This is a genomic window from Micromonospora sp. DH14 (assembly GCF_029809455.1).
Classification (GTDB): Bacteria; Actinomycetota; Actinomycetes; order Mycobacteriales; family Micromonosporaceae; genus Micromonospora; species Micromonospora parva.
In genome coordinates, this window is record NZ_JARVKT010000001.1 from 414403 (window position 1) to 426998 (window position 12596).

The 12596-nt window shown below is 72.4% G+C and carries 11 protein-coding genes; 5 read left to right on the top strand and 6 right to left on the bottom strand.

Annotated elements, in window-relative coordinates; translation table 11 throughout:
• Positions 1-14 precede the first annotated feature (14 nt).
• From QCZ28_RS01965 to QCZ28_RS01990, 6 genes are read right to left on the bottom strand one after another with little or no spacing between them, the layout of a single operon-like run.
• Positions 15-956, bottom strand: coding sequence for a sugar kinase (locus QCZ28_RS01965; RefSeq protein WP_279514924.1), 942 nt, complete (start codon positions 954-956; stop codon positions 15-17).
• A complete protein-coding gene (locus tag QCZ28_RS01970; protein WP_279514925.1) occupies positions 953-1573 on the bottom strand; it encodes a bifunctional 4-hydroxy-2-oxoglutarate aldolase/2-dehydro-3-deoxy-phosphogluconate aldolase in 621 nt (206 codons plus the stop codon). Before QCZ28_RS01970 ends, QCZ28_RS01965 begins: the two co-directional genes overlap by 4 nt.
• 10 nt (positions 1574-1583) lie before the next feature.
• Positions 1584-2420: a hypothetical protein gene (locus tag QCZ28_RS01975; RefSeq protein WP_279514926.1), complete on the bottom strand. Its 837-nt coding sequence runs from the start codon at positions 2418-2420 to the stop codon at positions 1584-1586.
• Positions 2417-3562, bottom strand: a complete 1146-nt coding sequence (gene dgoD / locus QCZ28_RS01980) for a galactonate dehydratase (protein WP_279514927.1) — start codon at positions 3560-3562, stop codon at positions 2417-2419. Before dgoD ends, QCZ28_RS01975 begins: the two co-directional genes overlap by 4 nt.
• The gene (locus QCZ28_RS01985; RefSeq protein WP_279514928.1) at positions 3559-4269 is read right to left on the bottom strand and encodes a FadR/GntR family transcriptional regulator; all 711 of its coding nucleotides are present in this window, start codon (positions 4267-4269) and stop codon (positions 3559-3561) included. The genes dgoD and QCZ28_RS01985 overlap by 4 nt, the downstream gene beginning before the upstream one ends.
• Before the next feature lie 35 nt (positions 4270-4304).
• Positions 4305-5051 (bottom strand): SDR family oxidoreductase, encoded by a 747-nt coding sequence (locus QCZ28_RS01990; protein ID WP_279514929.1) that lies wholly within the window; start codon positions 5049-5051, stop codon positions 4305-4307.
• A 160-nt stretch (positions 5052-5211) separates the two neighbouring features.
• Here QCZ28_RS01990 and QCZ28_RS01995 point away from each other — a divergent pair, with 160 nt between their 5' ends.
• Genes QCZ28_RS01995 through QCZ28_RS02015 form a run of 5 tightly spaced genes read left to right on the top strand, consistent with a single transcriptional unit; the run spans position 5212 to position 12590 of the window.
• The gene (locus QCZ28_RS01995; protein ID WP_279514930.1) at positions 5212-6507 is read left to right on the top strand and encodes an extracellular solute-binding protein; all 1296 of its coding nucleotides are present in this window, start codon (positions 5212-5214) and stop codon (positions 6505-6507) included.
• Position 6508: 1 nt separating this feature from the next.
• Positions 6509-7426, top strand: a complete 918-nt coding sequence (locus tag QCZ28_RS02000) for a sugar ABC transporter permease (RefSeq protein ID WP_279514931.1) — start codon at positions 6509-6511, stop codon at positions 7424-7426.
• Positions 7426-8247: a carbohydrate ABC transporter permease gene (locus tag QCZ28_RS02005; RefSeq protein ID WP_279514932.1), complete on the top strand. Its 822-nt coding sequence runs from the start codon at positions 7426-7428 to the stop codon at positions 8245-8247. The genes QCZ28_RS02000 and QCZ28_RS02005 overlap by 1 nt, the downstream gene beginning before the upstream one ends.
• Positions 8244-10331 (top strand): alpha-galactosidase, encoded by a 2088-nt coding sequence (locus QCZ28_RS02010; protein ID WP_279514933.1) that lies wholly within the window; start codon positions 8244-8246, stop codon positions 10329-10331. Before QCZ28_RS02005 ends, QCZ28_RS02010 begins: the two co-directional genes overlap by 4 nt.
• A gap of 45 nt (positions 10332-10376) precedes the next feature.
• Complete coding sequence (locus tag QCZ28_RS02015) at positions 10377-12590, top strand: glycoside hydrolase family 27 protein (RefSeq protein ID WP_279514934.1); 2214 nt, start codon at positions 10377-10379, stop codon at positions 12588-12590.
• The last annotated feature ends 6 nt before the right edge of the window (positions 12591-12596 follow it).

Here is a 12596-nt window from a genome sequence, read left to right on the forward strand (position 1 = left end):
CCTCCCAAAGGTCGTCAGCGGACCGTACCGCCGGGGCCGTGGTCGAGCAGCGTCAGCTCGGCCCGGTCGGGCAGACCCTCCCAGTCGCCCCGGGTGGCGACCGCGAACGCGCCGGTGGTGACGGCCCGGTCCAGTCGGGCCGGCGCGTCGAGGCCGTCGAGCCAGCCGGAGAGCAGCCCGGCGACGAAGGCGTCACCCGCGCCGACGGTGTCCACCACCGGCACCGTCCGGGCTGGACGGTGGATGACGCCGGTCGCGCTGTGACTGGTCGCCCCGTCGCCGCCGTGCTTGACCACGACCTCGGTGACGCCGGCCGAGAGGAGCGCCGAGGCCGGGTCGCTGGCGTCGGTCAGCACCACCAACTCGTCGTCGGAGGCGATCACCAGGTCGATCGAGGGCAGCAGCGGGCGCAGCGCGGCGGCGGCCTCGGCGGCCGACCAGAGCCGGTTGCGGTGGTTGACGTCCAGGCAGACGGTGCTGCCGGCCGCGCGCGCGCGCCGAACGGCCGCCACCACCGCCTGGTACGGCTCGACGCCGAGCGCGCAGGTGATGCCGGTGACGTGCAGCAGTCGGGGTGGTGGCCCCGGGGCGTCGAAGGCCCCTGTCACGTCGGCCGGGCCCAGTCGGGAGCCGGCCGACCCGGCACGGTGGTAGGTGACCCGGTTGATGTCGGCGACCCGGTTCTCGAAGAGGATCAGCCCGGTCGGGGCGGTCGGGTCGACCCGGGACCAGGTCAGGTCGACGCCCTCGGCGCGCAGCGTACGGCGGACCAGCTCGCCGGGCTCGTCGGCCCCGGTGACCCCGATCCAGGCCGGCCGGTGGCCGAGCCGGGCCAGGCCGATCGCCACGTTCGACTCGGACCCGGCGACGGAGATGCCGGCGGTGCCGCCCAGCCGCAGCGGGCCGGTGGTGCGGAACGCCGCCATCGTCTCGCCGAGCGTGAGCAGGTCGGTCACGGCCGGACCGCCGCGAGGAAGGCGGCGGCCCGCTGCCGCAACGCCGTGGTGTCGCCGCCTCGGACGGAGTCGCCGAGCAGCGGGGAACCGACGCCGACAGCTGTCGCACCCCGGTCGAGGTAGCGCCGGGCGCCGTCCGCGTCGACCCCACCGACCGGCACGAACGGGGTGCCGGGGAACGGGTCGCGCAGCGCGCCGAGGTAGTCGGGCCCGCCGAAGGAGGCCGGGAAGAGCTTGATCGCGGTGGCCCCGCCGTCGGTGGCCTGCACCACCTCGGTGGGGGTGAGGGCGCCGGCGAGGACCGGCAGGCCGAGCCGGCCGCCCTCGGCGAGGCTCGCGGCGATCGCCGGGGTGACCAGGAATCCGGCGCCTGCGTCGGCCGCCGCGCGGGCGTCGTCGGCGCTGAGCACGGTGCCCGCGCCGAGGCCGAAGTCGGGCCCGAGGGCGGCGCGGGCGCGGCGGATGACGCCGAGCGCGTCGGTGCCGGTCAACGAGACCTCGATCAGGGCGACGCCGCTCTCGGCCAGGGTGAGCACGGCGGTCAGCGCGGCGGCCGGGTCCGGGCCGCGCACGATGGCCAGCAGCCGATGGGTACGCAGCTCGTCGAGCAGGTTCATCACGGTGTCCTCAGTGGGTGCGGTGGGCGGAGATGGTGAGTCGCCAGGTGACCTCGCCGGCGGCGGGAACCACCGCCGCGTCGGACGGGCCGGCGTCGGCCAGGTCGAAGGCGGCGCCGAGCATCGGTTCGACGCCGAGGCTGCGGTAGGGGGCGTCGGCCGGCCAGCCGCCCAGGTTGCGCCAGAGGGCCGTGCTGCGGGGCTGGTCGGCGCACTCCAGCTCAAGGGTCAGCCGGTCGGTGCCGTCGATCACCTGGACCCGTGGGCAGTCGAGCAGCACCGCGCCGAGCGCTGTCCCGTCGTCCGGGCCGAACGTGTCCAGCGTCAGCCCGGCCGGGGCCGGCCACGGCCCGGTCAACCACGGGTCGCCGACGGGCCAACCGCCCGGCGGCAGGAGCGCGGCGGCCTCCGGGTGTAGCCGGGTCGGGGTGCCGGCGGGCGCGTCGAGGCGGGCGTCGGGCGAGAGGCCGAGCAGGGCGTGCGCGGCCCAGACGAACCGGTACCCGGGGTCGGCGGCCAGCCGGTAGTCGGCGACCACCGCACCGCTGTCGTCGCTGATCCGGCGGGTCAGGACGAACGTCGGGCGCTGGATGACAACGGTGCCCGGCCCGGCGCCGCGCCAGGGGCGGGACCACACCTCGCCGTGGTCGGGCTCGCCGCGCACGGTGGGGAGGCACTCCTCCAGCCCACCGGCGTCGACGAACGCCGCGCCGGGGCGTACCTCGTGCCGGCCGGGTTCCGGGCCGCGCCAGAGCCACTCCCGGTCACCGCCGCGCAGGCTCGTCCACCGGCCGCCGTGCGCCGCGTCGTACGCCACCCGCAGCGGCACCGGCCGTGCGCCGGTCACCACTCGGCGAACGACCCGTCGGCGTGCTGCCAGAGCGGGTTGCGCCAGGCGTGTGGGGTCTGGGCGGCCTTGCGGACCGCCGCCTCGTCGACAGTGATGCCCAACCCGGGCCGGTCGAAGCGGGCGATGTGCCCGTCCACGAACCGGAACGGCTCCGGGTCGACCAGGTAGTCCAGCAACTCCGAGCCGGCGTTGTAGTGGATGCCGATGCTCTGTTCCTGGATCAGGAAGTTCGGCGTCGCGAAGGCCACCTGGAGGCTGGCCGCCAGGGAGATCGGGCCGAGCGGGCAGTGCGGGGCGAGCAGCGCGCCGTACGTCTCGGCGAGCGCGGCGATCCGGCGGACCTCGGAGATCCCACCGGCGTGCGACAGGTCCGGTTGGACCACGGCGACCCCGGCCTGCAACGGGCCGAGGAACTCGGACCGACCGTAGAGCCGCTCGCCGGTGGCCACCGGGATCGGCGTGCTGGCCACGATGTCGGGCAGGTGGTGGGCCTGGTCGGGCAGGACCGGCTCCTCCACGAAGAACGGGCGCAGGGCGGCCAGTTCGGGCAGGATCCGGCGGACGGCGGCCATGCCGGCGCGACCGTGGAAGTCCACGGCGATGTCCCGGTCGGGGCCGAGCACCTCGCGGGCGGCGGCCACCCGGCCGACGACGGCGTCCACCTCGGCCGAGGTGGGGATCGGGGAGAGCCGCCCGCAGGCGTTCATCTTGACTCCGGTGAGGCCGGCGGCGACCTGCGCGGCGGCGGCGTCGGCCACCTCGTCGGGCTCGTCCCCGCCGATCCACGAGTAGATCCGCACCCGGTCCCGGACGGGCCCGCCGAGCAGTGCGTGCACCGGTGCCCCGTACGCCTGCCCGGCGATGTCCCAGAGCGCCTGGTCGAGGCCGGCGACCGCGCTGGAGAGGATCGGCCCGCCCCGGTAGAAACCGCCCTTGGTGAGCACCTGCCAGTGCTGCTCGACGCGCAGGGGGTCGGCACCGATCAGATATTCGGAGAGCACTTCGACCGCGCTGCGCACCACCTCGGCGCGGCCCTCGACCACCGGCTCACCCCACCCGACCAGCCCGTCGTCGGTCTCCACCCGGCAGAACAACCACCGTGGCGCGACCAGGAAGGTCTCGATCCGCTCGATCTTCACTGACTGCCCCTTCGTCCCCGTATCTTCTCGACGTCGCGGACGGCCTTGTCCAGCAACTGACGCATCGCGGTCTCGGCCGCTGTCTCGTCCCGGTCGCGCAGCGCGTCGACCACCGCGCGGTGGCTGGGCACCGGGTCGTCGTGCGGGGTGCCGCCGTGCACCAGCCGGTCCCGTTCGGCGAGCCCGGTCTCCATCACCACCTCCATCCGTTCCAGCAGCTCGTTGTGGGTGGCGGTGAGTAGCGCGCGGTGGAAGGCGAGGTCGGCGGCGATGGCGGCGGCGGGATCGCCGTTGGCCTCGGCCATCTCGTCCAGTGCCCGGTCGAGGGCGGTCAGGTCGTCAGCGGTGGCGCGGGTGGCGGCCAGCCGGGCGGCGGCCGGCTCGATGATGGCGCGTACCTCGTGCAGTTGGTCGAGCAACCGCTGGTCGGTGCCCTCGGCGAACTGCCACCGGATCACGTCGCCGTCGAGCAGGTTCCAGTCCGCCCGGGGTCGGACGAAGGTGCCGCGCTTCTGTCGGGCGTCGACGATGCCCTTGGCCGAGAGGACCTTCAGCGCCTCGCGGAGCGCCGTGAGGCTGACGTCGAACTCCTCCTGCAACGCGACGATGTTCAGGGTCGCGCCGGCGGGGATCTCGCCGGTGAGGATGCGACGGGCGATCGCTTCGACGGTCTGCCCGTGGACGCCGCGGCGTGCGTACTGTGCCAATGCTCCTGGCCTTTTCGCTGGTCGGTATCGATCTCTCAGGCCGAGGCTTTCACCGCTGTCCAGCCACCGTCCACCACGAGGCTCGCGCCGGTGACGTAGGCGGCGTCCGGCGAGGCGAGAAAGGCGACCGTCGCGGCCACCTCATCCGGTGTGCCGAAACGCTTCGCGACGGTTTCTGCCACGCTGCGCTGCCGGTCCTCTTCGGACACGTCGGCCCAGGCGGCGGTGAGGATCGGCCCGGGCAGCACGGTGTTGACCCGGACCTGCGGGCCGTACTCCACGGCGAGTTGGCGCCCGAGCGCGACCAGGCCACCCTTGGCGGCGGCGTACGCGGGCCGGCCGGGCAACCCGACCAACGCGTGCACCGAGGAGATCAGCACCACCGCGCCGGAGCGGGCCCGCAGGTCGTCCAGGCAGGCGCGGACGCCGAGGAACGAGCCGGTGAGGCTGACGCCGAGCTGGTGGTCCCAGGACTGTCGGCTGGTTTCGTGGGCCGGGGCGACCCGCACGGCGTACGCGGTGCTGACCAGGATGTCGACCGGGCCGAGCTGGTCGCGTACGGCGTTCACGGCGGCCGTCCAGTCAGCCTCGTCGCTGACATCGCCCACTACGGACAGTGCGTGGTCGCCTCGCGCCGTCAATTCCTCGGCCAGCGGGGCGGTGTCTGCCACGTCGAGCAGGGCGACAGCTGCCCCCTCGGCGGCGAGCCGTCGGGCGATGGCCGCGCCGATCCCGCCCATAGCGCCGGTGACCAGCGCGTTCTTGCCATCAAGCCGGCGCATAGGCTGATCCACCTGACCCCTGACCTTGGTCTCGTCTAATCATTAATTACGAAGATATCTTGACAGCCGGCGAGGGTCGATGCAACCTTCTCGTCACAGCATTCACATGGACGACACATCGCGCCGTAACGCTACGTGTCGTAAAGGAAGGGATACCTCCGTGAGCGACTTCGACCCCGGTCGCCGGCGATTCCTTGGCCACCTCGGGCTCGCCGGCCTGGGCGCGCTCGGCGCCAGCTCGTTCCTCAGCGCGTGCGCCAGCTCCGCCAGCGGGCCGACGACGAGCAGCGGCTCGGGCGCGGTCACCATCCAGTCGAACCTCTCCTCGCCGCAGGCCAAGGCCGCGATGGAGAAGCTGATCGAGACCTTCAACGGGCAGGGCAAGGGCACGGCGAGCCTCAACACGATCGCCTCGGAGACCTTCCGGACCCAGCTGCCGACCTACCTGACCTCGGCCAACCCGCCGGACCTCTACACCTGGTACGCGGGCTCGGTCGCCAACGACTACGCCAGCAAGAACCTGCTGCTGGACGTCTCTGAGGTCTGGAAGTCGCTGGACGACTACCCCCAGTCGCTGCGCACCCTCTCCACCGACGCCAGCGGCAAGCAGATCTTCGTGCCGATGAACAACTACTGGTGGGGCTTCTTCTACCGCAAGTCCAACTTCGCCAAGTGGGGCGTGCAGGAGCCGAAGAACTGGACCGAGTTCCTGGCTCTCTGCGAGACGTTGAAGAGCAAGGGCATCCCGCCCATCGGCATCGGCCTCGGCGACACCCCGTGGGTGGCCTCGGCCTGGTTCGACTACCTCAACATCCGGATCAACGGCGCGCCGTTCCACCGCGAGCTGCTCGCCGGCAAGCAGCGCTTCGACGACCCGAAGGTCAAGGCGGTCTTCACCCGCTGGCGCGAGGCCCTGCCCTACTTCGACCCCAAGGGCAAGGCGTACCCGTTCCAGGAGGCGACCACCGCCCTGCTGGCCGGCAAGACCGGAATGTTCCTGATCGGCACGTTCTTCGCCGACGCGGCACCCAAGGACGCACTCGGTGACCTGGACTTCTTCCGGTTCCCGATCATCGACCCGGCGGTGCCGCTGGCCGAGGAGGCGCCGACCGACGGCTTCTTCGCCAGTGCGAAGACCGCCAACCCGACCGGCACCAAGGCCCTGCTCAGCTACCTGGCCGGGGTCGAGGCCCAGGAGGCGTACGTCAAGGCCAGCTCCGGGATCGTGCTGCCGGCCAACCCCAGGGCCAAGGCGTCGGACTCCCCGCTGGTGGCCAAGGGCAAGGCGATGCTGAACGAGGCCAAGGAGCTGACCCAGTTCTTCAACCGCGACTCCAGCGACGCGCTCCAGCCGACCGCCGACACCGCGCTGACCAAGTTCATCGACAAGCCGGACCAGATCGACGCGATCCTGCGGGAGTGGCAGGCCGGCGCCGAGAAGGTCTTCAAGGGCTGACGTGACAGCAACGATCTCCACGACTTCGGTCACCCCCACCCGGCGGCGGCGACGGTCGGCCCGACTGTCGCCGCTGTTGGTGGCGTTCGTCCTGGTGCCGTTCGTGGTCGAGAGCATCTGGGTGTTCTGGCCGGCGCTCCAGGGTTTCTGGTTCTCCCTCACCCGCTGGGACGGGATGACCCCGCCGACCTTCGTCGGCACCGACAACTACGTCGAGCTGGCCGGCGACGCCACCTTCCGGGGTGCGCTGGTCAACACGGTGATCTGGCTGGTGCTCTTCGGCGGCCTCTCCGTGCTCGGTGGCTTCGGGATGGCGCTCGTCCTGCAGAAGGAGCGGCGCGGGGTCGGCTTCTACCGGGCCGCGCTGTTCACCCCTGTGGTGTTCTCGCTGGTGGTGACGGCGCTGGTCTGGCGGGTCTTCTACCAGCCCGACGGCATCGCCGACACGCTGCTGCGGGCGGTCGGCCTGGAGAACCTGATCAGGCCCTGGCTCGCCGACCCGCAGACGGCCCTGTACGCGGTGATCCTGCCCGCGCTGTGGCGCCAGATCGGGTACGTGATGGTGCTGTTCCTGGCCGGGCTGAAGGCGATCGACCCGGCGCTGCACGAGGCGGCCCGGATGGACGGCGCGAACTCCTGGCAGCGGCTGCGGCACGTCACCATCCCCCAGCTCAAGGGGGTCAACGCGGTGGTGCTGTCGGTCATCGTGATCGACTCGCTGCGCTCGTTCGACATCGTCTGGTCGCTGACCAAGGGCGGGCCGTACCACTCGTCGGAGCTGCTCAGCACCTACATGTACTCGACCGCGTTCCAGAGCCTGCGGCTGGGCTACGCCTCGGCGATCGCGGTTGTGATCTTCGTGCTCGCGCTGGCCGTCATCCTCGGCTACCTGGTCCGCGCGTTCCGGGAGGAAGCGTGATGAACAAGCTCCGTACCGGGGCCTTCCACACCGGCATGATCCTGCTCTCGCTGCTCTGGCTGGGTCCGGTGCTCTGGGTGGTGGTGATGTCCACCCGGTCGTTCGACGACATCGCCGCGCACGGCGTGGGCAGCCTGCCCCGCTCGTTCACGCTGGACACCTACCGGCAGGCGTGGACCGACGGCGGCGAACTGCGCGCCCTGATCAACAGCATGATCGTCACGATCCCGTCGGTGGCGTTGAGCCTTGGGCTGGCCGCGATGGCCGCGTTCGCGCTGAGCCGATTCCGGATCCCTGGCCGGCGGACCATCCTGCTGCTGATGCTCGCCGGCAACCTGCTGCCACCGCAGATCCTGCTCATCCCGGTGGCCAAGTTCAGCGAGCTGACCGGCCTGTACGACACGCTCTGGGCGTTGATCGCGGTGCAGGTCGGCTTCGGGCTCGGCTTCTACACGTTCGTCCTGCACGGCTTCATGCGGGACCTGCCGGGCGAGATCCAGGAGGCGGCCACCATCGACGGGGCAGGCACCGCGCAGATCTTCACCAGGGTGATGCTGCCGCTGACCCGCCCCGCGCTGGCGGCTCTCGGGGCGCTCTCCTTCACCTGGATCTTCAACGACCTGCTCTGGGCGATCACCGTGCTGCGGACCGACGACAACATGCCGGTCACCCCGGCGCTGCTCGCGCTACAGGGGCAGTTCGTGTCGTCCTGGAACGTCATCGCCGCCGGTACCGTCATCGCCGCCGTGCCCACCGTCGCGGTGTTCCTCCGCTTCCAGCGGCACTTCGTCTCCGGCCTGGCGCTCGGAGCGGTCAAGTGACCGCCGAGGCCGGGCAGCGCTGGACGCTGCGCGGCACGCACACCGAGTACACGGTGCGGGTGCCCGAGCACGGTCGCTGGCTGGAGCTTGTCGCCTGGGGGCCGCACGGCGTCTCCGACGGGCCCTCGCCGGTCGGCTACGACGGCCCGGTCCCGTTCCTCACCGCCGGGGACGCGGCCCCCATCGAGTACGCCACCGACGCCGACCGCCCGTTCACCGGCCCCGACCTGGTGATCGAGACCTCGAACGGGCAGCGGCGGGTGGGTTTCGTGCACACCGACGCGCGGATCGACGCCGACCAGCGGGAGCTGGCCGTCGAGTTCGCCGACCCGGTCACCGGGCTGCGCGCCACGGTGCACTACCGGATGCCGGTCGGCACCGACGTGGTGCAGCGGTGGGTCGAGCTGACCAACGACGGCAGCGACGCGCTGCGGGTCATCCGGGCCGGTTCGGGCGGGTTCTGCGTACCCACGCCGCACGGCGCGCTGCTCAGCCACCAGTGGGGGCAGTGGGCGCAGGAGTTCCAGCTCTCCCACGTCGAGCTGGGCCACGGCACCTTCAGCATCGGCAGCTCCCAGGGCGTACCCGGGCACCTGCACGTGCCCTGGCTGGCGGTGCGCGACACCGCCGAGCCGACCGGCCCGGCCTGGGGGATGGCGCTGGCCTGGACCGGTTCGTGGGAGATCAGCGCCGAGCGGGACACCGGCGGTCTGACCCGGGTCCGGGTCGGTCGTCAGCTGGTCGACGGCCCGTTGGAGCTGGCCCCCGGCGGCTCGCTGACCCTGCCGGTGGTCACCGGCGCGTACAGCCCGGACGGGCTGGACGGGCTGGCCCGGGTCTGGCACACCCACCAGCGGCTGCTGGCCGGCGACCGGCTCAGGCCGCGTCCGGTGCTCTACAACTCCTGGGAGGCGACCTACTTCGCCGTCGAGGCGCAGAGCCAGCTCGCGCTCGCCCGGATCGCGGCCGAGCTGGGTGTGGAGACCTTCGTCGTGGACGACGGCTGGTTCGTGGGCCGCGACGACGACACCGCCGGGCTGGGCGACTGGACACCCGACCCGGCGAAGTTCCCGGCCGGGTTCGACACGTTCATCGCCGACGTCCGCGCCCTCGGGCTGAACTTCGGCCTCTGGGTCGAGCCGGAGTGCGTCAACCCGAAGTCGGCCCTGTACACCGAGCACCCGGAGTGGGTCTACTCCGTCGACGGCCGACCGATCACCCCGGTCCGCAACCAGTACCTGCTCGACCTGGGTCGCCCGGAGGTCGCCGAGTTCGTCCACTCCACAGTCGACGGGCTGTTGCGCCGGTACGACATCGACTACCTGAAGTGGGACTTCAACCGGCCGCGTACCGAACCGGGTCGGTCCGGTGGGCTGGGCCCACTCGACCTGGACGGCGCGCACGTCGCCAACCTGCACCGGATCTACGAGCGGTTGCGTCGCGACCACCCCGGGGTGCTGATCGAGGCGTGCGCCGGCGGTGGCGCGCGTACCGACCTGGCGATGGCCGCCCGGGCCGACGTCTTCTGGTCCAGCGACAACACCGGCCCGCTGGACCGGCTGGCCATCCAGCACGGCTTCCTGCACGCCAACGCCCCGCACCTGCTCAGCTCCTGGGTCACCGACGCGCCCGGCCTGTTCGACCCGCGCCCGCGGACGCTGGCGTTCCGGTTCGTCCTGGCGATGGCCGGTGTGCTCGGCATCGGCGCTGACATCCGGGCGTGGACCCCCGCCGAGCGGGCCGAGGCGGCTGGCTGGATCGCCCGCTACAAGGAGATCCGGGACGTCGTCACGCACGGCGAGGTGCACCTGATCGGTGGCCCCGACCAGGCCCGCTGCGCGGTGCAGTACACCGCGCCGGACGAGAGCCGGGTGGTCGTCCTGGCCTGGCACACCGGCCGGCTCGACGGCGCCGGGCTGCTTCCGTCCCGCCCGGTCCGGTTGCCGCTGCGCGGCCTCGACCCGGCGGCCCGTTACTCGCACGGCGATCGGCACTACTCCGGCAGCCACCTCACCGCCGCGGGCCTGCCCGTGCAGTGGAGCGCTACCCACGACGCCGACCTCATCGTGCTGACCCGCGACTGAGCTCGGAGCACCACCACCCCCACCCCGAGGGACAGGAGTACCTCCATGCGCCTGAACCGACAGCTGACCGCTGCCCTGGCCGTGCTCGGCCTGGGCCTGGCCAGCCCCATGCCGGCGATGGCCGGCCCACCCCACGCCGACCCTCCGAAGGCCGGCCACGGGCCCGGCCGCCCCGATCCCGCCCCGGCAGCCACCGGAGCGGAGGACCAGGGCGCGCCGACCTTCTTCAACAGCGGCCTCGCCCCCACGCCCTACCAGGGCTGGAACACCTACTTCGGCCTCGGTGGCGATCCCACCGAGGCCGAAGTACGGTCGGTCACCGACTACATGGTCCACAGTGGCCTGCGCGACGCGGGCTACACCTACGTCTGGATCGACGGCAACTGGGCCGCCCCCACCCCGCGTGACGAGGCCGGCAAACTGGTCGCCGACCCGGCCCGCTTCCCCGGCGGAATGGCGGCGCTGGCCGCGTACATCCACAGCAGGGGAATGAAGGCCGGCATCTACACCGACGCCGGCCCGTACCTGCCGGGGCAGTGCGGGCTTGGCAGCAACGGCCACTACCAGGCGGACATCGCCCAGTTCGCCGGCTGGGGCTTCGACGCGCTCAAGGCCGACTGGCTCTGCGGTCGAGCCGCCGGCCTCGACCCGGAGGCCACCTTCCGGGAGTTGGCCGAGGCGGTACGCCAGTCGCCCCGACCGATGCTGCTCAACATCTGCAACCCGGTCAGCTCGGACTGGGGCGGCGGCCCGTACACCCCGGAGCAGCTCTCCACCTGGAGCTACACGTACGCGCCCACCGTCGCCGACTCCTGGCGGACGTACACCGACGTGGGGCTCACCGACCCGACGCCGCAGTGGGCGTTCCCGTGGGTGCTGCGCAACATGGACGTCAACGCGTACCACCCGGCGGCCACCGGGCCGGGGCACTACAACGACCCGGACTACCTGCTGCCGATGCGCCCGCTGCCCGACGGCGGGTACGAGCTGAGTCTGGAGGAGTCCAAGACGCAGCTCGGCATGTGGGCCATCATGGCCGCGCCGCTGGTGATCGGCTCCGACCCGCGTGGACTGCCGCAGGAGATGATCTCGGCGTTGACCAACCCGGAGATCATCGCTGTGGACCAGGACCCGCTGGTGCGACAGGGCGTCAAGGTCGCCGACACCGGCACCGACGCGCAGGTCTGGAGCAAGGTGCTCGCCGGCTCCGGCAAACGGGCCGTCGCGCTGCTCAACCGGCACGACACCGCCCAGCAGATCACCGTGAACTTCGCCGACGTCGCCCTCGGCGGGTCGGTCCGGGTCCGTGACCTGTGGTCCCGGTCCACGATGGACGCCCAGCCGGGCACCCCGGGCGTGCAGCCGTTCACCGGCTCCTACACCGTCGAGGTACCGGCGCACGGGGTGGCGATGCTCGGCCTGACCGGCGCCGACCAGGTCGCCGGCGCCGACCTCGGCGGCACCGCCAGCGCCAGCCCCGCGCTGGTCCGGGTGGACGACACGCACGCCACCGCCTTCGTCCGCGACGCGCAGGGCGCCCTGGCGGTCAACACCCGTTCCGGTACGACGTGGGGAAGCCGGTGGACCTCCCTCGGCGGCCCGGTCGGCGGCCGGATCCTCGGCCAGCCGGCGGCGTACGGCTCCGCCGACGGGCGGATCGACGTCTTCGTCCGGGGCACCGACAACGCCGCCTGGCAGCGCAGTTTCGTCGCCGGTACGTGGGGGCCGTGGCGCAGCCTCGGCGGCACGCTGACCGATGCGCCCACGGTGGCGTGGACCAGCCCGACGCAGTGGACGCTTGCCGCCCGTGGTGCCGACGGCAAACTCTGGACGCGTACGCCGAGCGCCGGCTGGACCGGTGTGGGGGCTCCCGAGAACCGGTCGTTCTACGGTCGGCCGAGCGCTGTCGTCGACGACGCCGGCGTGCTGCACGTGGCGGTCCGCAGTCGTACCGACGAGGTGTGGTGGAGCAGCCGGACCGGCGCCACCTGGTCAGGCTGGACCAACCTGGGCGGCACCACCAGCGGCAGCCCGACCCTGCTCGCCACCTCCGGCCGGGTCTACCTGTTCTCGCTGGCCGCCGACAACCGGCTCTGGCAGCGCAACCTGGCCGACGGTGCCTGGGGCGGCTGGTTCCGACGCGGTGAGTTCGCCACCGACGCGTTCCGGGGTGCGCCCGGGGCCGCCGCCGGAGCCAACGGCAGCGCCTGGCTGGCGGTACGCGGCGTGGACGACCGGGTGCACCAGGTCATCCTGTGATCCACG